Raw genomic sequence first — 20,600 nt, 5'->3', positions numbered from 1 at the left:
TTATCCTTTTATATTTCGTTTAGGATTTTTGCTAAATTTTTAGCACTTCCAAATTGTAAATATTCTTTTAAAAAATCAACTTTAGCAAAAAATGCCTTATAATCATATTTATTGTAAGCTTCATATAAATTTAAAACATTGACTTTATCTTGTAAAAATTCAGGATTTAAAGCTTCTTTTCCAGCGAAATCACAAAAAATATTTGCAAGTCCTATGTGTTTTAATTTTACAAAAAGTTTTGCGATAAAAATATCGATAGCCTTTGCCTTATAAGCAAGAACAAAAGGAGTTCCCACTAAAGCTGCTTCTAAAGTAGCTGTTCCACTACAAATAAAGGCAAAATCAGCTTTTTTAAGCACTTTTGGAGTGTTACTTTCTATCTTAAATTCGCTAATATCACCATAAATTTCTAATTTTTCAAGATTAAACGAGGGAACGCAAAGAATTTTTTCACCCTTAAATTTTTGAGAAAGTTCTTTAAAAATAGGCATTAAACGCTTAATTTCACTACGCCTTGAACCTGGTAAAAAGGCTATAGTTTTTTCATCATCTTTTTTTGAAAATGTATGATTAATGTCTTCTTGATTTTTAAATTCTTTTATTTCATCTAAAAGCGGATGGCCTATATAGGTGCTTTTGTTAAAAAACTGATTATCAAAGGGCAAAATAGAAGCTAAAATATCAAAATGACTTTCTATGATAGGTATGCGACCTTTTTTCCACGCCCAAACTTGAGGCAAGATATAATAAATGCGTGGAATTTTACTGCCTGCTTTTTTTAAAGCCTTAGCAAAAGGTATGTTAAAAGCGGGCGAATCTATACATAAAATCCCATTTATTTTTTGAGTAAAACTTAAATTTACAAGTTTTTTTATAGCTTCTTTTGCTTTAAAAATCAAAGGTAAAACTTCTATAAAACCCATAGCACTAAACTCATGTGAGCTATAAAGTGGTTTAGAATTTAAATCAAATTCTTTACATAAACTCTCATCATAAATTCCTACTAAATCAAATTCTTTATATTCATTTTTATAAGCTTTTAAAATTTCTTTTAAATGCAAATTTGCTGAAGGCTCTAAAGCACAAACTAAAAAGGTTTTCATTTTTACTCTTTCTTATTTCTTAAGGAAATATCACAACCGATTTTTTAATATTTTAATAGTTTTAATTTCATATTATCTTAACTTCATTATTTGATAAATTTATACTTGCTTAGTTTATATAATTAAAAAGGCAAGGCAAAATCATCGTTTTTTGATATAAAAGGAATTTGAGATATTTTTTCTTCAAGATTATCTAAAACAAGTTTTTGCATTTTGCCATTTAACGCTTTAAACCACTTATAAAATTTATCCAACTCTTCACATTTGATAGAACTAGGATATTGCTGTGTATGAAAATTATTTTTAATGATTATGTTTATAAGTTTAGAATTGTTTTCAATATACTCATTAAAAGAATTTCTTTGAATAACCTTATCAATTTCTCCTAGAATTTCATTTATATTAGCATTTAATACAGGCTCTCCTATAAAACAATCAATATAACCAATAATATAATTTGAAAAAATATTATAAATCGCTTTATCTTCTTGGCTAATTTTTAAATTAACAAAATTTTCTTTGTTTAACTCTCTCTTTATATCTGCAAAACTTTGGTAACGAAATTTTTTTTCTTTTTTAATCATTTTATTTAAAATATTAAAATATTCAAAATTATGTTTATTTTCTGCTAAGTTATTAATAAGTCTATAAACCAAATCACCTAAATAATAAATATCAGTTTGAATTGTATATTCCTTTTGAAAATACTCTTCTGGTAAAGTATCAACATCATTTCTATTTATAATTGAATTTAGGGTATCTTCGTTTTTACTTATATCAAAAACCTTTCCCAAACCAAAATCAATAACTTTAACTACCCCGTCAGCATCTATAAGAATATTCTTTTCTCTTATATCCCTATGTATAATGCCTTTTTCTTCTATATAGGCAAAGACCTCAATTAGTTGTATAAAAATAGAATTTAAATTCTCCAAGTTATTTTCATCATCAAAATACTCTTTAATATTTTTCCCTTGTATATACTCCATTATAATATAAGCTGTATAAATATTTTCATAAGGATAATAATTAAAAATTCTAACAATATTTTTATGATTTAACTTGTATAAAATTTTTATCTCATCTAAAAAATTTTTATAAAATCTTTTCTTATTATTTTCATCTAGTATATCATCTGGATCATATTTTTTTACAACAAAAAGCTCATCAATAAAAACATCTCTAATCAATAAAACCTTACCAAATGATCCTTCATCTAAGAAAGTAATTTTTTCATAATCTTTTTGCTTAATAAATTTAATAATTTCTTGGCCCATCTTAATACACCATTTTCAAGCGTTCTTTTAAAAAGCTTTCAAGATTTAAATAATCTTCTAAATTTATATCATCATATCCATTAATATACACATTTTCATTTTGTGTTTTTCTTAAAAAATCTAAAACTTCATCATCGCAATTTACTATATAAAAACAATCTTCGCACTCATAAAGTTTATCTTTTAAAATCATTTTTAAGTCTTTGTCTAAAGTCTTACCATTTAGCAAGGCTAAATTTAAAGCTTTCTCATAAGGGCTTAAATTTTCATGATATTTTAAATTTAAAGTGTTTAATTCATCTTTTGTTAGTTCTGGTTTTTCTACAAGAGAAAATACTTTAAAGCCTAAATCTAAATTTTTATCCCTATTTTCTTTTAAAATTTTCTCACCCGCTCTTTTAACTCTTTCAATGGTTATATCGCTAATAACTGGGTTTTCGCTTCCTAGTTCATTTTTACAAAAATCATAAGCCACTTTGCTTTTATTCTCATCGATTTTTTCATCAAGTTGCACTAGAATAAATTTACGATTTCCATTATCTTCTGCGTTGAGTTCCATTACCGCTTGTGCTGTCGTGCCACTACCTGCAAAGAAGTCTAGGATAATATCATTTTGATTTGTATTTGCAAAAAATATTTCCTTTATTAATGTGGTTGGTTTTGGATTTTCAAAAACCAATTTGCCATTAAATATGCTTTCTATTTCTTCATTTCCATCTGAAGTCCAATGCCCACTAAATATGGAATACATTTTTGATAAATTATCATCTTGATAAGAGCAAATGAGATGAAATTTTGTATCTTTATATTGTTGTAAAAAATACTCGCCGCTGTCAATTTTTGATTTTATATCATTATATTTTTTCTCACTAATCATATTTTCTTTTAAAAAAATATCTAATTCTTCAAACATTAAATTTCTGTGATCGATAGTGTCTTTTGGATATAAATTTAAAATTTTTTTAATGGATTCATTATTGGTATATTTACCGTGGACTTTTCTTATCAAATCATTGTTAATTTCTGGTTTTTCTTTAAATTTAAAAAGTCCATTTAAATTTGTTTTATCTTTTGTATATATAAGCATATACTCATGTCCTTCGTAAAAATATTTTGCCTGTCCTCCACCTGATTTTTTTTGCCAAATAAAACATGAAATAAAATTCTCTTCCCCAAAAATCTCATCACAAAGAATCTTTAAATTTGCTTGTTCATTATCATCAATGCTTATAAATATCACTCCATCTTCTCTTAGTAAATCTCTAGCAAGTTTAAGGCGTGGTAGCATAAAGCCAAGCCATGTACTATGACTTCTGTCGCCTTTAGCATTGATAAAGAAATTTAAAATTTCACTTCCGATTTCTTCACCTTCTTCTGTGATTTCTAAAAGTCCAACTTCTATTAAAAGTTTTTTATGCTCTTTTACAAAATCATCATTATAAATAAATTTATCATTTTTAGTATTGTAAGGCGGATCGATATAAATCATTTTTATTTTTTCATAGTAAGCGGATTTTAAAAGTTTTAAGGCATGAAGATTATCCCCTTTTATGATAGCATTTTTAGTAGTTTCAAAGTTTTTGCTTAAACTCTTATGAAATTTTAATTCTTTAGTATTTGGAGTATCGTAAAGAGCATTTGCTAAAGCTTTGCCTGTGAAACTTAACTCATAACCTCTAATTTCTTTATTATTTAAGCCTAAAAGCATAGCAATAGCCTTTAAATCGACTTGTCCATCTTTTATGGTTTGTGGGAAATTTAGCTTTAAATACTCTAAAAGTTCATTTTTATTTTCTTTTGTATTGATTAAATTTTCTTTTTTGATTTTATTTATATCAAGCATTATTTTCCTTTAAAACTTCATTGATACAATGAATTAATTTTTGTTTATTTATCCTTGTGTTAAAAATAATTTTTATATTTTCATTTTTTAAATTCTCATCTAATTTTTGAAAAAACACTCTAGCATAATCTATCTTTTTTCTTTCATTTAATGCGATATCACTTTCTTTATCATAGCCTTTACTTTCGCATACAAAAAAGATTTTTTTACCCTTTTGATCTTCTAAAAAATAAGCAAAATCAGGTTCATAGTTTTTATAAGGTGTAGGGATGCTAAGTTTTGGTAATTTGGCAAAAACTTTTATCGTTTTAGTTTCGATAATTTCATGATTTTCTTTGATGATTTCTTTTTCTATATTTGAATCATAAATCACACTTTCATAAAGATAATTTTTAGCCGGTTCTTCATCATCTTTGTAACGCCCTAATTTTTGCATAGCGATACTTTCTTAAATTCACCATTTTCTATCAAATTTTCATAAGAATTTGAAAAAGTATGAAGAGAAAATTTATAATTTATAGAGTGTAATAAACTATGATGAATTTTATCTTTGATGATGTTTTTTAGGCTATTAAAAGCTTTTTTTGGAGAGTTTTCAAATTTAGTTTTATCAAGTTTTTCATAAATTTTTAGCAAAAATACTAAAGGAAATTTTTCATCTTTACTGAAATTTAAAAGCAAATTTTGTATTTCTTGGTAAAGGCTTTTTTTATAATCAATTTCTTCCAAGGTTTTAATTTCTTCAGTGATGATAGAATTTTGCTTAGCGTCAAAAAGTTTTCTTTCATAATACACGCGTTCTTTTTCTATATTTAAAGCATTAAAAGCTAGTATAACTTCATCTATAATATTTTGTTCGTTTATGTTTTGATAAATTATTTGTGCTTTTTTATTAATTTTTTCCCAAAGCTCTTTAAAATCTTTGGCTAAATGCGTTCTTATTTTGACCTTATTATCTTGATTTTTAGCATTGATGATTTGCTCATGAGTGTTGTTTGAATTTTCTTTAAATATATTTAAGAATTTATCAAATTTATCGCCTAAAAGTTCTTTAAACTCTTCATTATCCTTTATACTTTCATATATAGGAGATAAGATTTTATAATTACTTTGTTCTTTATTGTAAGAAATTAATTTTGATTTTTTTAAAAGATAAATTAAATCATTAGCTAAATCTACATTTAATAAATTCTCAAGAAAGTTTTTTTCTAGTGTTTGGCTATCAAATCTAAAGCTAGAATCTAAAACTTCTTTTTGTAAATTTTCTATATAATGAACTTCTCTTGCACTCACTAAAATATCAAGATAATTAATATCATAAAATTGATTGTCATCAAAATCTAAATAATTATGCGTAATTCTCTTGCCTTTATTATTAACACAAAGTCTTAAACCACGCCCCACTTGTTGATGAATGCTAATTTGAGAAGAAGAATTTGAAAGTTTGGTTAAAGTAAAAATATTTGGATTATCCCAGCCTTCTTGCAAAGCCCAAACGCTGAAAATAAAACGCAAAGAAGTATCAAAAGAAAGTAATTTTTCTTTTTCTTCTAAAATAAGCTTTACTCCATTAGCTTCTTTTTCATCAGGACTTCCTTTATCACCACTAAAATAGCCTTGATGAACTCTTAAATTTCCCGCTTCATCAAAGTCTTTTTCTAAATATTCTTTGTATCGAACATCTAAATTTAGCTTTAAAATTTCCTTGCGTTTTTCTTTGTAAAGTTCTTCAAAAGTATTTTTAATAAAAGGACTTTCGCCCCTAAAATCTGTGATGTTCGGGATAAAAAACAAACTTAAAGCTTTGATACCTTTTTTAAAAAGTTTTTCTTCCTTTTCAAAATGCAAGTCAATCGCTTTTTTTAAAAGTTCTTTAATTTCATCATTGTTTAAAACATAACTTTCTTTTTTCTCGATAATAGTTTCATCATTAAAATAAGCTTTATTATCCTTTACTTGCGTTAAAATGGCATTATTTAAAAGAGAAAAACTATCTTGTAACTTTATTGTTTCTTCTCTTTCTATGCCATTTAAAGTATAGGTAAAAATTGCTTTTTTATTTTTATACTCTTTAAGAAAAATATTGTTTGTATTTACTCCTAAAGTATGTACTTTGACTTGTTTTACAAGATATTCTTTAAAAGCAGATATGGAGTCAAGACAATAAATCATATTACTAAGCTCATAATCTTTTTCTTTTGGAAAAGTTGCTCCAAAGCGAAAATAAAGTGAATTTATTTTTGAAAAATATTCATTAAAAGCCTTTCCTTTAAGCAAATGGGGCTCATCAATAATACTAATAGGTTTTAAATCTATGATATTTTCAAAAACGCTTTTGAATTCAGATAAACTTTTAAATAAACTTTCATTTTGTTGATTAAGCAAATTGGTTTTTTTATCAATAGCACTATTGGTTAAAACCAATACCGAAAGCTCATCTTTATTGTTAATGTAGTGATTAATAATAGCACTCTGACTCTTACCATCTGAGTAGTAATAGACTTTTAAATATTTTTGATATTCTGAATAAAAATAAATTTTTGTGAGTTCTATATTTTGTTTTACGCTTTCTAAAATTGCTTTTCTTGGAACAAAAATAATGAATTTATTTTGCTTAAATTGCCTATGAAGTTCAAATATCAAATTTAAATAAGTAAAAGTCTTACCTGTGCCCGTTTCCATTAAAATATCTAAATTTAATTTATCACTTATATTTTGCACTGGTAAAAAGGTGTTGTTGTAAAATTCTTTCAAACATTCTTTTAAATTATCCTGTCTTTTAAAATCAAAATCTTTTAAAAGCGTGATAATATTATCTATGCACTTAACTTGATACTCTTGTTTTTCAAAAATCATTCACATTTTCCGATAAAATATTTTAAATATTTTATCTTATTTTGGCTTAATTAAAAGAAGTTATGCAAGAATACACGCTAAAAAGCGTGTATGAAGGTTTATTCTCTCCAGCCGTATTTTTTAAAAATTTCTTTAGCTTCCTTAGAACTTAAATAAGCAATAAAATCTTGTGTTTCTTTGCTCGCACCTTCTTTAGCTACCACATTAAAAGTTCTATAAACAACCAAATCTTTTTCTATAGCTACGGCAGTTCCTATGTCAGGATTGCTTTTTGACCAGTCAATCCAAGTGATCCAAGCATCGGCTTGATCTTGTGCGAAAAGCTTTCTTGCACTTCCACTATTTGGAACAAAGGCCACGATATTGTTTCTAAAATTTTGTATGGTTTTTATATCTTGAGTTCTACCTATCATATCTTCCCAAACTCCAGTTCCAGAAGTATTGCTCTTTCCAGCACCTTCAGGCACAACGATTCTTACTTTTTTATTAGCCAAATCTTTTAAACCTTTGATTTTTAAAGGATTATCTTTTTGAGTAAGTATGATGGCTTCTCTAAAATATAAAGGCTTGATTTTACTCACATTAAAATCTTTTCCAAAATCACTCGCTATAGCTAAAGCCGATTGATCTGAAGCGCCAAATAAAATATCTGCATCTTTTTTAGCCTTTTCAAACCAAGTCGCTTGAGGGCCAAAATTTACATTTACTTTAACGCCTGTTTTTTCGCTATATTTGTTTGCTATATCTTTTAAGGCCGTGTGTGGGCCACCTGGTCCGTAAAGGTTTACATCTGCATTTGCCATACTAAAAGCTAAGGCACATGCACCAAATAAAGTAATAATTTTTTTCATAGTATTTCCTTTTATGATAAATTTTTATTGATTGAAGGTAAGATTTTAGAAATTATATGTTAATAAATAGTTATAATGTAACAAAAATATTATTAAAATCTAACTTTTGCTTGGTATTTTTGCAAGCAAAAGTTAAAATTGTTATTGATGCTTCTTTTTAGCGCTAAAATGACATAAAGTAGAACAAAGTATACAAAGAATACAAGCACTAAGGAGCATGATAAGACCAGCATTCCAACTACCATAGCAATCCACAGCCCAACCTATGCTTTTGTTCCAAGTGAAGCGCCGACTACATAACTCATAAAGCCATGAAGTCCTACACAAGATCCTACTGCAAAAGCAGGAACGACTTCCATAGTTTGCATACTTGCTAAAAATTGTGGTATATAGACTAAACACCCCGCCATAGCTGCAAAGAAAATAACCATATAAAGATTATTTGAAGTAAAATATCCAATAATCATAAAGAAAATAATCACCATGGCGCCTATAGCAGGAGGCATTCTATAGCCTTTAAAAATTTTATCTGAAATATATCCTGCAAGTAAAGTAGAAGGTATAGCAGCCCATTCAAAAAGCCAAAAGGCAATACCTATTTGTTCTTTATTAAAGCCTTTTGTTTCTAGCAAGTAAATAGGAAGCCAAGAAATAAGCCCAAAACGCACCATATAAACAAAAGTATCCATCCAAGCCACATACCAAGCATTTTTGTTTTTAAGTACATAATGATAAAAAATTTCAAAACTGCTTAAATTTGGAGTTTCTATAGCTTTGATTTCTTCTGTTTTAATCCCTCGCATTTCATTGATTTCAGTAATATCAACCAAACCTTCATTTTTAGGATTTCCTTTAACTGCATAAAGCGCATAAAGACTAATGATAACTGCACAAGCAGCAGGAGTATAAAAATGATTCATGTGCCAATATGTTTCGTTAAAATTTGCCATACTCACACCCAATAATGCTGCTAAAGCAAAACCTGAAAGCGAAACTATAGGAGCAACTATCCCGCCTCCTATATTATGTGAGATATTCCAAACGGCCGTGTAAATTCCCCGCTCTTTTTTAGGATACCAGTTTGCAAGAGTGATAAAAGAAGGACCTACCCCCATACCTTGAAAAACCCCAAGCGCGATAACAAAACCTACATAAGCGTAAAAAGAATTTGAAAAACCAAGTAAAACATTTACAAGAGCACATAAAATAAGACCTAAAGCCATGTATTTTTAGGACCAGCTTTGTCGCTTATAACGCTCATTGCACCCTTGCTAATCCCGTAAGCTATAAGCATTGAGCCTGTGATTGTTCCGATGTCTGATTTACTGAGATTAAGTTGATTTTGTATAAATGGAGTTGAAAGAGTGATATTATTTCGCACAAGATAATATCCCATATATCCTATAAAAACCCCACTTAAACTCCAAGTTCTCATTTTGTAATATCTAGGTAAAATTTCCTAAAGAGGAAATTTAATAGCTTTTGCCTTAGGTTTGAAAAAATCAAACATATTTAAACCATCCTTACTAACTTTATATTTTTATAGTTTAAATAATGTTAATCGATATAAAATAAAAAAATAATTAAAAATAATACGAAATTTATATAATTTAAAAATTAAAATTTTATACTATGAAGCTTTAAAAAAATATGTTAAAATCCAGATTTTTATCTTTTGCAAGGAAGACAATGAAAGAAATTCTTATCACTAATGACGATGGTTATGAAAGCGAAGGACTTAAAAAACTCATTAAGATGTTAACAAAAGAATTTAAAGCCAAGATCACCATAGTAGCTCCTGCTAGTGAAAAATCAGCTTGTTCGCACTCTATAACCCTAACCAAACCTTTGCGTTTTGTTAAAGTGGGAAAAAGATTTTACAAACTTGATGATGGCACTCCAGCAGATTGTGTTTATCTTGCTTTGCATGCTTTATACAAAAAGCGTTTGCCTGATCTTGTAATAAGTGGGATTAATAAAGGTGCTAATGTAGGCGAGGATATTACCTACTCAGGAACTTGCGCAGGAGCTATGGAGGCGGTTTTACAAGGAATTCCTGCTATCGCTCTTTCTCAATTTTATAAAAAAAGCGAAAAAGAACTAGACTATAAAAATGCTTTACAAATTACCAAAAAAATCATTCAAAATATTTTTGATAAAGGTTTTCCTTTGGAAAAAAAAGAATTTTTAAATATCAATTTTCCTGCAAAATCAAAAATCAAAGGCATTAAAATTTGTAAAGCAGGCAAAAGGGTTTATAATTTTGAAGCCCATTCAAATGTCAATCCGAGAGGAGTAGAGTACTATTGGCTTGCAGCGGCGAATTTAGACTTTGAAGATGAGAAAAATAGCGATATTGCCTTACTTAAAAAAGGCTACGCTACAATAACACCTATAATGCTGGATCTTACAGCTTATGAAAGAATGAAAAAAGTTAAAAAATGGTTAAAGGCAAATGATGAATGATAGATTTACACGTATAAAATGGCTAGTTGGAGAAGAAAAATTTCAAAAAATTTCACAAACAAAAGTTTTGGTTTGCGGACTTGGTGGAGTGGGTGGAATTTGCGTTGATGCGCTTTATCGTAGTGGTTTTAAAAACCTTACTTTAATCGATGCGGATAAATTTGAAATTACCAATCAAAATCGCCAAATTCATAGCGAAAATATAGGCGAAGAAAAGGCTAAAGTATTTGAAAGAATTTATAAGGTTAAAGGTATAGTCAGTAAAATCGATGAAAATTTTTTAAAAAATTTTGATTTAAGCGAGTTTGATCTTATCATAGATGCCATTGATGATATTCCTGCAAAAGTAGCTTTGGCTCATCTTATAGATTTTAAAAAACAAATTTTTATCTCCTCAACAGGTGGAGCTAGAAAGCTTGATCCAACACGCATTAAAACTACAAGTATTTTTAAAACTCACGGCGATGCTTTAGCGAAAAAATTTCGTTATGAGCTTAGAAAATCAGGCTTTAAGGGAAATTTTGATGTGGTGTTTTCTGATGAAGAAGCTCATTGTAAAGACCTTGGTTCATTTATGGGTGTAACAGCTTCTTTTGGACTTGCTTTAGCTTCTTTGGCTTTAAGGAAAGTACTTGATAAGAAAGCTTGATATAAAAGATTTAGCTTCTTGTATCAAGCTTTGTAAGCAAAACGTATTCACTCTTTGTAAAAATGATTACACAAAAGAACAAATTCATGCTTGGATTAATATAAACCAAAAAACTTGAGAAGAAAAATTTCAAAATCAACTAGGCTTTGTTTATGAAGAAAAAGGCCAAATCATATATTTTATAAGTATAAATATTAGAAGAAAAAACACTCGATCTTTGCTTTATTCATGCAAACTATGCTCATCAAGGTTTATTAAAGCTTTATTGGAATTTACTCTTAAAAGCTATCCTTATAGTGAAATTTACGCTTTTGCTAGTTTTAGTGTTAAAAATTTCTTTTTAAAAGCAGGATTTAAAATCATCAAAGAAAACATTGTTATAATAGACCAATAAGAATTAAAAAATTTCTTCATGAAAAAGGAAATAAATTGAAAAAAATACTTTTACTTTTTAGTCTTTTTTACTCTTTTGCTTTGGCAAATGATAAATTAAAAGATTTTTTTAAAGACTACAATACAAGCGGAGTTTTTATAACTTTTGATGGAAAACATTATGCAAGTAATAATTTTAAAAGAGCTAAAGAACCTTTTTCTCCTGCTTCGACTTTTAAAATTTTTAATGCTTTAATTGCGCTTGATAATGGTGTAGTTAAAGATACAAAGGAAATTTTTTATCATTATAAGGGTGAAAAAGTATTTTTGCCCTCTTGGAAACAAGATGCTGGTTTAAGCTCAGCCATAAAACGCTCTCAAGTGCCTGCTTTTAAAGAATTGGCAAGAAAAATAGGACTTAAAACCATGCAAGAAAGCTTAAATAAACTTTCCTATGGAAATACAAAAATTTCAAAAATCGATACCTTTTGGTTGGATAATTCTTTACAAATTTCTGCAAAAAATCAAGCTGATTTGCTTTTTAAACTTTCACAAAATTCTTTACCTTTTTCCAAGAAAAGTCAAGAAGAAGTTAAAAAAATTATTCTTTTTAAAGAAGATAAAATCCAAAAAATTTATGCTAAAACAGGTTTTAATGATGGTATAAATTTGGCTTGGATTGTTGGATTTATAGAGAGTAAAAACAAAATTTTATCTTTTGCCTTAAATGTTGATATAAAGAACATTAAAAATCTTAAAATAAGAGAAGAATTGCTAGAAAAATATATTTATTCTTTAAACTAATTAAGCTTTTATAAGAAATTGTTTAATGATCAAAATATCGCAATATAATAGTTTTTAAGAAAAATAGATATAAAATACTGATTATATTAAATTTATTTAAGAGAAATGTTAGATGTCCATGGTAACTTATGCTTTTTAGCACTTGCCTTGGTTTTGTTGTCTTTTAATAAAATTAAAACAGCTTATTTATTTTTTATAATTAGTGTATTTTTTGCTTATTATTTTAAGATAATTAATATCACTTTTATAGTAATTAATATTATTGCATTTGGGTTGGCTTTATATTATAGATATAAAAAATCACTTATTTTAGAATTGATATTGTTTGTTTTTTGTATAGGCTTATTTTTACATTTTATACCAGGAATTAATAATATAAAAGTTTTAGATAAGGTTTATGCAAGTGAAAATAGTGCACCATTTACTTTATACTTTAATTTTGATAAACCTATAGGTGTATTTATATTGTTTTTATTGTTACCTGCTTTATTTACAAATAAAAATTATGTAAAAGCTTCATTACTCAAATGGATTTTATTAATTTTAAGTCCTTTATTTTTATTATCTATACCTTGGTATTTTAATGTTTTGAAATTTGAATTTAGCTTACCTTGGTGGTTACCCTATTTTTTATTTTCTAATGTTTTATTGGTAGCTTTGGTTGAAGAAGTGTATTTTAGAGGTTATCTTCAACAAAGACTCTCTCAAATTTTAAATCCAAATTTTGCTTTATTGATAGCAAGTATAGCTTTTGGATTGATTCATTATAGAAGTGGAATTTTAATGATTATTTTTGCGAGTTTAGCTGGAATTATATATGGATTAGCATATAAATATAACAAAAGTTTATGGATAAGTGTATTATTTCATTGTGGATTAAATTTAATTCATTTGATATTTTTTACTTATCCTTTTTATTTAAAATCATAATCAAGTTATATGTTATTTAAGAATTAAAGGATTGAAAGCTTTTACTGAAAGTACGAGAGTATCGCCTATTTTTATATCTTGATAAGCTTTTAGAAATTCCTCTTCACTAAGAGTGATTTTAATAATATCTTGATTTAAAAGCAAGGTTAAAACCACTAAAATATCACTTTTTTTAATTTCTAGCAAAGTTGCACTTAAGCGTAATTTTGCGCTGATATTTGAATGAGTAAAAAATTCATTTTTAGGAAAATCTTTAATAATTTTTCCGTTTTTAAGCTCTAAAATTCTATGACTTAACTTATAAATTTCAGCTAGATCATGACTTACCAATAAAGTACTTATTTTAAAATACTCTAAAATCTTGGTTAATTCATCTTGTAAATTTGCACGCATTTTAAAATCCAAAGCACTCAAAGGTTCATCTAAAAGCAAGATTTTTGGTTCTCTTGCTAAAGCTCTTGCTAAAGCTACTCTTTGTGCTTGCCCCCCGCTTAAATGTTTAGGATAAATTTTAGCTAAATTTTCAAGTTTCATTAAGGCTAAAAGCTCGCTAACCTTTGCTTTAGAACTAGCGGCATAGGCGATGTTTTCTTTTACATTCATATTTGGAAAAAGCGCATAATCTTGAAAAACAAAACCAATTTTTCTTTTTTGTAAAGCTAAACTAAAATTTTTTGAAGAATCAAACCAAAGTTCATTATCTACTTCTATACGCCCCAATTTAGGCTTTATAAGTCCCGCTATGATTTTTAAAAGAGTGGTTTTTCCTGCTCCACTTTCGCCAAAAAGTGCAGTAATTTTTCCTGATTCTATATCTTTTTTAAAATTTAAATCTAGCCTTCCTTTAGCGGTATTCATAGGATGATTGATATCAATTCTTATCATTGAAAACTCATTTTTTTATTGATAAAATAAAGACTAAAAAGTACTAAAAAAGAAAAAATAAACAATATAAAAGCATATTGATGGGCTAAGCTATAGTTTAAGATTTCAAGTTCATCATAAATAGCTATACTAGCCACTAAAGTTTCACCTTGTTTATGTCCTCCTATCATCATCACTACTCCAAATTCACCCACAGTATGAGCAAAACTCATCGCACAAGCACTAAAAATTCCTGCTTTAGAATTAGGTAAAATTACTCTAAAAAGAGTATAAATTTTACTTTTACCTAAACTATAAGAAGCATCGAGCAAATTTGGATTAATCGATGAAAAGGCACTTTGTAAAGGATTTACCATAAAAGGCAAAGAAAAAATCAAAGAAGCAAAAACAAGACCTTCAAAACTAAAAACCAAAGAAAGATTAAAATATTCTTTTAAAACTTGCCCTAAAAAACTATTAGCCGAAAAAGTTATAAGCAAATAAAATCCCAAAACACTAGGAGGTAAAATCAAAGGCAAAGAAATAAAGCTTTGAAGGATTGTTTTAAAAGGAAAACGCACAAAACTTAACAAATAAGCTAAAAATACACCAATAAAAAAAAGAATAAAAGTCGTGATAAAAGCAAGTTTAAAAGTAAGATAAAGAGTTTGTAAAAAAGCTGGATCAAGCACTATGACTCCTTAATACAATATCATTTGCTTTTACAAAACAAAGCCATTCTTGATTTTTACAAATTTCAAGTTCTAAAGCTTTTTCTTTGGTGATAATACTAGAAAGTTCATTACCTTTAAAATCAAAAAATACCTGATACAAAAGTTCGCCTTTTTTAATTTTTGTAATTTTAGCTAAAAAAGAATTTTCAACACTTAAAAGAGTTTTGCTTGCACTAAAACAAAGCTCATGCTCTTTAAAAAGAAGTTCTACACTCACACCAATTTTTAAATTTTCTAAAGATTTTAATTCAAGCATTAAAACACTAAAAATCACTTCTTTAGAAAGTATTTTAACAATAACTATATCCTCTTGATTTAAAAGCTCACAAATTTGTCCTTTTATAAGGTTCATGGTGTGCTAAATCCGTATTTTTTAAAAATTTCTTTTGCTTTTGAAGAGCCAATAAATTCGCTAAATTCAAAGGCCAATTTTTTATCCTTAGCATATTTTGTGATAACATAACTTTGCTCTAAAGGGCTAAAATACTTTGTATCAATTATAATAGCCTTACCCTTAGGATGATTAATAGGAGAAACTAAAGAATAAGCCACTATAGCTATATCTGCATTTTTACTATCTACATGTAAAACAGGCACTGAGATATTTTCGCCTAAAACGATTTTATCCTTAAAAAGCTCATTTAAATCCAAATTTTCAAGCACTTCTTTAGCCGCTACTCCATAAGGAGCTACTTTAGGATTGGCTATGCTTAGATGCGTGATTTTACCTGCCTTTTCTTTTAAATTTTCAACGCCTCCTTGGAGTAAATTTTCATCCAAACTATACAAAGCCAAAACTCCTAAAACATAAATTTTTGGCTTTATTAAGGCATTTTTATCATCATAAATAGCCTTAGCATATTTAGTATCCGCTGAAAAAAAGAGATCAAATTCTCTCCCTTGTTTTAAAAGCTCATAATATTTTCCAGAAGCACCAAAAACCAATTCTATTTTATCTTCTGGATGTGTTTTCAAAAACTCATCTTTAACTTCACTCATCGCCTTTGAAGCTGAAGAAGCTACAAAAATACTTAAATTTTGTGCATTTAAACACGAAACAAAAAGCAAAATCCCAAAAAATACTACAAACTTTTTCATTTAGTTTTCCTTGTGTAAAAATTTAATTTTTAGATTATAACACAAAAAATTCATTTTATATCATTTTTGCATAAAATAAATACAGGATGATAAGTGAGTTTGTTTTGAAATTTTTCTTCAAATTCTTTTAAAAAACCTTTATTTAAAGGATAAAAACCTAAAGAATTTACTCCGCTTAACTTTAAATGTCTAAAAACATCTAAAGCATTATCAAAGCTTAATTCTACGAGTTCTTGAGTAATTTTTACCTCATTAAAATAGATTTTAAAAATTTGCTCTAATTCATTTAAGCTAAAATAATTTAAACCAAAACCCGTGCTTTGTTTGATTTCTTTTAAATTCTGTTTTGCAAAAGTAGAAAGAAGTAAAATCCCATTTTGATTTAGCATATCCCTAAGACTGGGTATGATTTGTTTTAAATCAAGCCATTGCAAAGTTGCATTTGAAACAATAAGATCAAATTTCTCTTTACTTAAATCTTGTTTTGAAATTTCATTCATATCAAAAATTAAAATATTAGAATTTTCTTTAAAATCTAAAATATCGTTTTTTAAATACTCATCAAAAGTAATGAAATTTTGAAGTTTTTTGCTCAATTCACCCCTACCACAACCAAATTCAAACACTTTTTCAAAATGTGAAATTTTTAAATCTTTTAAAATTTCACAAAGTTTTAAACCCATGAAATCTTGCACTTTTGCATGTTTTTCATAATCTTTTGCTTTTAAAAAATTCAAAGCTCATCCCAAGTTTTAAAATGAAAAAAAGCAAAATGCGGTTCATCTAAAAAAATCAAATTTTTAAAACTATTTTTCAAGGCATTTGGCGGAAAAATTTCATCTTCTTTACTTGAATAAACCTTATCCCAAAGCAAATTTTCTTCTTGTTTTATTAAAGCAAAGTCAAAAAGTTTTTCAAGCTCTATTTTCAAAGCTTTTTCATCTTTAAAAATAAAATCTTTGGCTAAGCTTTTGCGTTCTTTAAATAAAGCCTTTTTAAAATGTTCTAATTTAAAATTTTGCAGGGTTTTTTTAAAAATTGTAGGATGAATTCCTTTTGATTTATCTATACCTAAATTTGTGCCATTTATGGCTATTTTTTGTTTAAAATTAAGCTCTTTTAAAACTCTATTTGCGACACAAACCCCCATAGAAAAAGCGATTAAAAAAAGCTCATCAAAAGCTTTGAAATTAAAATTTAAATCAAAATTTTCATAATCATAAAATAAAATCACATTTTTATCGCTTTTTAAATGCGAAAAATGACTAGGATGTGAAGCAAACCCTCCAAATACCACTATAAGTTTTTTTGAATCAGGATTTTTGCATAAAAATTCATATTTCATAAAAGCTCCATTATCCTTTCAAGTTCTTCTGTGTTAAGTCCTGCGTGCAAAGAAAAACGAATTCTAGCTGTATTTTTTGGCACAGTAGGTTCTTTAATCGCAGGAGCAAAAAATCCAGCTTTTTGAAGTTTTTGTGAAATTTCTAAGGCTTTTTTATTTTCACCTAAAAGCAAGCAAATAATATAAGCATCACCTAAAACGATGTGATTTTTTTCTTGCAATTTACTTTTAAAAAAAGTGCTTAAAAGCTCTAATTTTTCTCTTTCTTTCTTAAAATAAGGCATTTTTTTAAAAATAAATTGCGTCCAAGCTACATTAATAGGTGGCAAAGCTGTAGAATAAATAAAAGCTCTAGCTTTGTTGATGAAAAATTTTTTATATTTTTCATCACATATTATACAAGCACCCATGGAAGCAATGGCTTTACCAAAGGTAAAAACCAAAAAATCCACTTCATTTTCCAGGGCTAGTTTTTTAACAAGCCCCAAACCCTCTTCATCAAAACAACCCACGCTGTGTGCTTCGTCTATATAAAGCTTGATTTTATCATAACGCTTTTTAAGCTCACACAAAGTTTTAAAATCGCTAAAATCTCCATCCATACTAAACAAAGCTTCGCTTAAAACGATGATATTTTCATAATTTTCATAATGTTTTTGGATTAAACTCTCTAAATGATTCATATTTTTGTGATGAAAACGAAAAAAATCAGCCCCGCTAAGTCTTAAGCCATCAATCATACTTGCATGAATAAATTTATCGGCTAAAAAAAGCGTCTTAGAAACGCTAGAAAGTGCTGCTATACAAGAGATATTTAAATGATAACCACTATTAAAATGTAAAATTTCCTTATCTTTAAATTTAGTCTTTAAAAAACTTTCTAATTCTTCATAAATTTCAAAATTTCCACTCAAACTTCTTGAACTCGAACTTGAAAAAAACAAATCTTGTTCTTTTAGGGTGTTTAAAAACTCAGCTTTTAACTCTTTAGAAGACGCCAAATAAAGATAATCATTTCCTGCTAAATTTAAAAGTTTGTGATCTTGCTTATAAACAAATTTATTTTCATGTTTTAAAGGTGTTAGAGTTCTTAGATTGTGATTTTGCTCTAGATCTTGCAAAATTTTTTCAAGCTTCATTTTTTTCCTGTAAATTTAAAAATTTAAAGTATTATTTTGCCAAAATATTTTTAAAAAAGAAGTTATAATGCAAAATCAAATCTTAAAAAATCTCGATTTAAAACACATTTGGCACCCTTGCACACAAATGAAAGATCACGAAACCCTACCTTTAATCCCTATAAAAAAAGCAAAAGGCGTGTGGCTTTATGATTTTGATGATAAGGTTTATATGGATTGTGTGAGTTCTTGGTGGGTAAATCTTTTTGGTCATTGTAATGAAAAAATCGCAAATGCCATCAAAAAACAAGTTGATGAGCTTGAGCATGTGATTTTAGCAGGTTTTACACATGAGCCTATCATCAAGCTTTCTACGAGACTTTGTGAAAAAGTGGGGCGTGATTTTAATAAATGTTTTTATGCGGATAATGGATCAAGTGCCATTGAAGTAGCACTTAAGATGAGTTTTCATTATCATTTAAATAAAGGTTTGAAAAAAAATAAATTTTTATCCCTAAGCAATTCCTATCATGGCGAAACCTTAGGGGCTTTAAGTGTGGGCGATGTTGCACTTTATAAAGATACTTACAAAACCTTGCTTTTAGAGTGTTTAAGCACTCCTGTGCCACAAGGTAAAGACTATACTAAAGAGCTTGAAATTTTAAAAGATATTTTAGAAAAACACTCGAATGAAATTTGCGCTTTTATACTTGAACCCTTGGTGCAATGTGCGGGAAATATGCACATGTATGAAGCTGGTTTTATTGATGAAGCGATCAAGCTTTGCCATGATTTTAATGTGCAAGTGATTTTTGATGAAATTGCAGTGGGTTTTGGACGCACAGGCACTTTGTTTGCCTTGCATCAATGCAAACAAAGCCCCGATTTTATCTGTCTTTCAAAGGGGATTACAGGAGGATTTATGCCTCTTTCTGTAGTGCTTACAAAGGATGAAATTTATAATGCCTTTTATGCACCCTATAGCGAACAAAAAGCCTTTTTACACTCTCATAGTTATACAGGAAACACTCTAGCTTGTGCAGCAGCTAATGCGGTTTTAGATATCTTTGAAAATGAAAATATTTTAGAAAAAAATCAAATTTTAAGCACCTTTATCCAGCAAGAATTTTCAAAACTTAAAAAATTTGATTTTTTAGGAAATTTTAGAACTTGTGGAATGATCAGTGCTTTTGATATTTTAAGCCATAAACACGAACGCGTGGGACTTTTTGTATTTCAAAAAGCCTTAGAAAAAGGTTTGCTTTTAAGACCTTTAGCAAATACGATTTATTTTATGCCTCCTTACATCATCACAAAAGAACAAATCGTTTATGTAGTAGAGAGTTTAGAACAAATTTTTAAGGAATTTTAAGTTGCAAAATTTCTTGCATTTGCTCTTTAAAATCTTGATTTAAAATGCTATTTTCATCAAAAAAATCAAGATTAATTATGGGAATTTTTGCATAATTTTTTATAAAATCATCTTGAAAGGTATCTTTTTTGCCCATCATCACAAGGGCTAAAAGATTGATATTTCTTTGCTTTAAAGCTTCAATGCTAAGCAAGATATGATTAATGCTTCCAAGATAGTATTTTGCTACTAAAATCGTAGGGTGTTTAAAAATATTCACAAAATCAATCATAGTGTAATTTTCATCCATAGGAGAAAAAAGCCCACCCGCAAGCTCAATAAGTAGGTTCTCACTTTTTGGTAAAATGATATCTAAGGCTTTATAATCAAGCTTTTCTTTGATTTTTCCAAGATGAGGAGAAGCTGGAGTTTGCAAAAAAATACCTTCTTTAAAAATCTTTGTTTTTGGGCTAAATTTTGCAATAAACTCACTATCTGTTGGAGTTCCTGCTTGAATGAGTTTAAAATAATCATAGTTAAAATTCGCACAAAAAGCTGCGCTAAAATGTGTTTTTCCTACATCAGTATGTATTCCACTTACATAAATTTGCACAAAAAATCCTCAAGAAAGAAATTTTAAACCCGCTGTACAGGTAATAATCACAGCGATTAAAAAAAGTTTCAAAAAACTTTTACTTTCTTTATAAAAAAGCACTCCTATCATTACCCCACCAGCGGTTCCAGCTCCTGTCCATATAGCATAAGCAACACTCATAGCGATATTTTGCATACTTAAGCTTAAAAAAGTAAAAGAAAATCCAAAACACACCATCAAAGCTAAAAGGTAAAGCTTATTTTTAGTGCTTACAAGTTCTTTCATGATCACCACGCCAAAAATTTCACAAGCAGTAGCTAAAAACAAATAAAACCATTCCATAT

At 27.9% G+C, this 20,600-nt stretch carries 20 protein-coding genes and 2 pseudogenes; 6 read left to right on the top strand and 16 right to left on the bottom strand.

The window, feature by feature from the left end:
* Positions 1 to 8: 8 nt before the first annotated feature.
* The 7 genes and pseudogenes from lpxB to FBF10_RS08680 form a co-directional block, all read right to left on the bottom strand.
* Positions 9 to 1,103, bottom strand: a complete 1,095-nt coding sequence (gene lpxB / locus FBF10_RS00705; protein ID WP_002859842.1) for a lipid-A-disaccharide synthase — start codon at positions 1,101 to 1,103, stop codon at positions 9 to 11.
* Between the two features lie 122 nt (positions 1,104 to 1,225).
* Positions 1,226 to 2,380, bottom strand: coding sequence for a serine/threonine-protein kinase (locus tag FBF10_RS00700; RefSeq protein WP_002859843.1), 1,155 nt, complete (start codon positions 2,378 to 2,380; stop codon positions 1,226 to 1,228).
* A gap of 1 nt (position 2,381) precedes the next feature.
* A complete protein-coding gene (locus FBF10_RS00695; protein WP_004308388.1) occupies positions 2,382 to 4,223 on the bottom strand; it encodes a site-specific DNA-methyltransferase in 1,842 nt (613 codons plus the stop codon).
* Positions 4,216 to 7,079: pseudogene (locus tag FBF10_RS00690) on the bottom strand (DEAD/DEAH box helicase family protein). The gene FBF10_RS00695 and the pseudogene FBF10_RS00690 overlap by 8 nt, the downstream one beginning before the upstream one ends.
* Before the next feature lie 98 nt (positions 7,080 to 7,177).
* Positions 7,178 to 7,930, bottom strand: a complete 753-nt coding sequence (gene peb3 / locus FBF10_RS00685; protein WP_002859846.1) for an AcfC family glycoprotein adhesin PEB3 — start codon at positions 7,928 to 7,930, stop codon at positions 7,178 to 7,180.
* A 263-nt stretch (positions 7,931 to 8,193) separates the two neighbouring features.
* Positions 8,194 to 9,153 (bottom strand): MFS transporter, encoded by a 960-nt coding sequence (locus FBF10_RS00680; protein ID WP_002857303.1) that lies wholly within the window; start codon positions 9,151 to 9,153, stop codon positions 8,194 to 8,196.
* A complete protein-coding gene (locus tag FBF10_RS08680; RefSeq protein WP_020246855.1) occupies positions 9,144 to 9,365 on the bottom strand; it encodes a glycerol-3-phosphate transporter in 222 nt (73 codons plus the stop codon). Before FBF10_RS08680 ends, FBF10_RS00680 begins: the two co-directional genes overlap by 10 nt.
* A 254-nt stretch (positions 9,366 to 9,619) precedes the next feature.
* Here FBF10_RS08680 and surE point away from each other — a divergent pair, with 254 nt between their 5' ends.
* The 5 genes and pseudogenes from surE (at position 9,620) to FBF10_RS00655 (ending at position 13,151) form a co-directional block, all read left to right on the top strand.
* The gene (gene surE, locus FBF10_RS00670; RefSeq protein WP_002854555.1) at positions 9,620 to 10,396 is read left to right on the top strand and encodes a 5'/3'-nucleotidase SurE; all 777 of its coding nucleotides are present in this window, start codon (positions 9,620 to 9,622) and stop codon (positions 10,394 to 10,396) included.
* Positions 10,386 to 11,045, top strand: coding sequence for a tRNA threonylcarbamoyladenosine dehydratase (locus tag FBF10_RS00665; RefSeq protein WP_079261549.1), 660 nt, complete (start codon positions 10,386 to 10,388; stop codon positions 11,043 to 11,045). Before surE ends, FBF10_RS00665 begins: the two co-directional genes overlap by 11 nt.
* A pseudogene (locus FBF10_RS08515) lies at positions 11,029 to 11,439 on the top strand (GNAT family N-acetyltransferase). The gene FBF10_RS00665 and the pseudogene FBF10_RS08515 overlap by 17 nt, the downstream one beginning before the upstream one ends.
* Positions 11,440 to 11,474: 35 nt before the next feature.
* Complete coding sequence (locus tag FBF10_RS00660; protein WP_109545081.1) at positions 11,475 to 12,221, top strand: OXA-184 family class D beta-lactamase OXA-627; 747 nt, start codon at positions 11,475 to 11,477, stop codon at positions 12,219 to 12,221.
* Between the two features lie 105 nt (positions 12,222 to 12,326).
* The gene (locus tag FBF10_RS00655; RefSeq protein ID WP_044261113.1) at positions 12,327 to 13,151 is read left to right on the top strand and encodes a CPBP family intramembrane glutamic endopeptidase; all 825 of its coding nucleotides are present in this window, start codon (positions 12,327 to 12,329) and stop codon (positions 13,149 to 13,151) included.
* A gap of 12 nt (positions 13,152 to 13,163) precedes the next feature.
* On the opposite strand, the gene FBF10_RS00650 is transcribed toward FBF10_RS00655, so the two are convergent.
* Genes FBF10_RS00650 through FBF10_RS00620 form a run of 7 tightly spaced genes read right to left on the bottom strand, consistent with a single transcriptional unit; the run spans position 13,164 to position 18,331 of the window.
* Entirely contained in the window at positions 13,164 to 14,036 is an 873-nt protein-coding gene (locus tag FBF10_RS00650; RefSeq protein WP_004308379.1) for a sulfate/molybdate ABC transporter ATP-binding protein, read from the bottom strand.
* Entirely contained in the window at positions 14,033 to 14,707 is a 675-nt protein-coding gene (gene modB, locus FBF10_RS00645; protein WP_004308377.1) for a molybdate ABC transporter permease subunit, read from the bottom strand. Before modB ends, FBF10_RS00650 begins: the two co-directional genes overlap by 4 nt.
* Positions 14,700 to 15,101 (bottom strand): hypothetical protein, encoded by a 402-nt coding sequence (locus FBF10_RS00640; protein ID WP_002894796.1) that lies wholly within the window; start codon positions 15,099 to 15,101, stop codon positions 14,700 to 14,702. The genes modB and FBF10_RS00640 overlap by 8 nt, the downstream gene beginning before the upstream one ends.
* Positions 15,098 to 15,847 (bottom strand): molybdate ABC transporter substrate-binding protein, encoded by a 750-nt coding sequence (gene modA / locus FBF10_RS00635; RefSeq protein ID WP_002894794.1) that lies wholly within the window; start codon positions 15,845 to 15,847, stop codon positions 15,098 to 15,100. Before modA ends, FBF10_RS00640 begins: the two co-directional genes overlap by 4 nt.
* Before the next feature lie 50 nt (positions 15,848 to 15,897).
* Positions 15,898 to 16,584, bottom strand: coding sequence for a malonyl-ACP O-methyltransferase BioC (gene bioC / locus FBF10_RS00630; protein ID WP_002894792.1), 687 nt, complete (start codon positions 16,582 to 16,584; stop codon positions 15,898 to 15,900).
* Positions 16,581 to 17,192 carry a pimeloyl-ACP methyl esterase BioG family protein gene (locus FBF10_RS00625; RefSeq protein ID WP_002901201.1) on the bottom strand — a complete coding sequence of 204 codons (612 nt, stop codon included), beginning with the start codon at positions 17,190 to 17,192 and terminating at the stop codon, positions 16,581 to 16,583. The genes bioC and FBF10_RS00625 overlap by 4 nt, the downstream gene beginning before the upstream one ends.
* Positions 17,189 to 18,331, bottom strand: coding sequence for a pyridoxal phosphate-dependent aminotransferase family protein (locus FBF10_RS00620; protein WP_002894788.1), 1,143 nt, complete (start codon positions 18,329 to 18,331; stop codon positions 17,189 to 17,191). The genes FBF10_RS00625 and FBF10_RS00620 overlap by 4 nt, the downstream gene beginning before the upstream one ends.
* A 67-nt stretch (positions 18,332 to 18,398) precedes the next feature.
* Here FBF10_RS00620 and FBF10_RS00615 point away from each other — a divergent pair, with 67 nt between their 5' ends.
* On the top strand, positions 18,399 to 19,682 hold the full coding sequence (locus FBF10_RS00615; protein WP_004308375.1) for an adenosylmethionine--8-amino-7-oxononanoate transaminase: 1,284 nt from the start codon (positions 18,399 to 18,401) through the stop codon (positions 19,680 to 19,682).
* Here FBF10_RS00615 and bioD read toward each other — a convergent pair.
* Both bioD and FBF10_RS00605 read right to left on the bottom strand, forming a co-directional pair.
* A complete protein-coding gene (gene bioD, locus FBF10_RS00610; RefSeq protein WP_004308372.1) occupies positions 19,669 to 20,274 on the bottom strand; it encodes an ATP-dependent dethiobiotin synthetase BioD in 606 nt (201 codons plus the stop codon). The genes FBF10_RS00615 and bioD overlap by 14 nt on opposite strands.
* 9 nt (positions 20,275 to 20,283) lie before the next feature.
* On the bottom strand, positions 20,284 to 20,598 hold the full coding sequence (locus FBF10_RS00605) for a multidrug efflux SMR transporter (protein ID WP_004308370.1): 315 nt from the start codon (positions 20,596 to 20,598) through the stop codon (positions 20,284 to 20,286).
* Positions 20,599 to 20,600 lie beyond the last annotated feature (2 nt).

The organism is Campylobacter sp. CFSAN093249, from assembly GCF_011067895.1.
Classification (GTDB): domain Bacteria; phylum Campylobacterota; class Campylobacteria; order Campylobacterales; family Campylobacteraceae; genus Campylobacter_D; species Campylobacter_D jejuni.
This window is presented reverse-complemented; position numbering and strand designations above follow the sequence as displayed.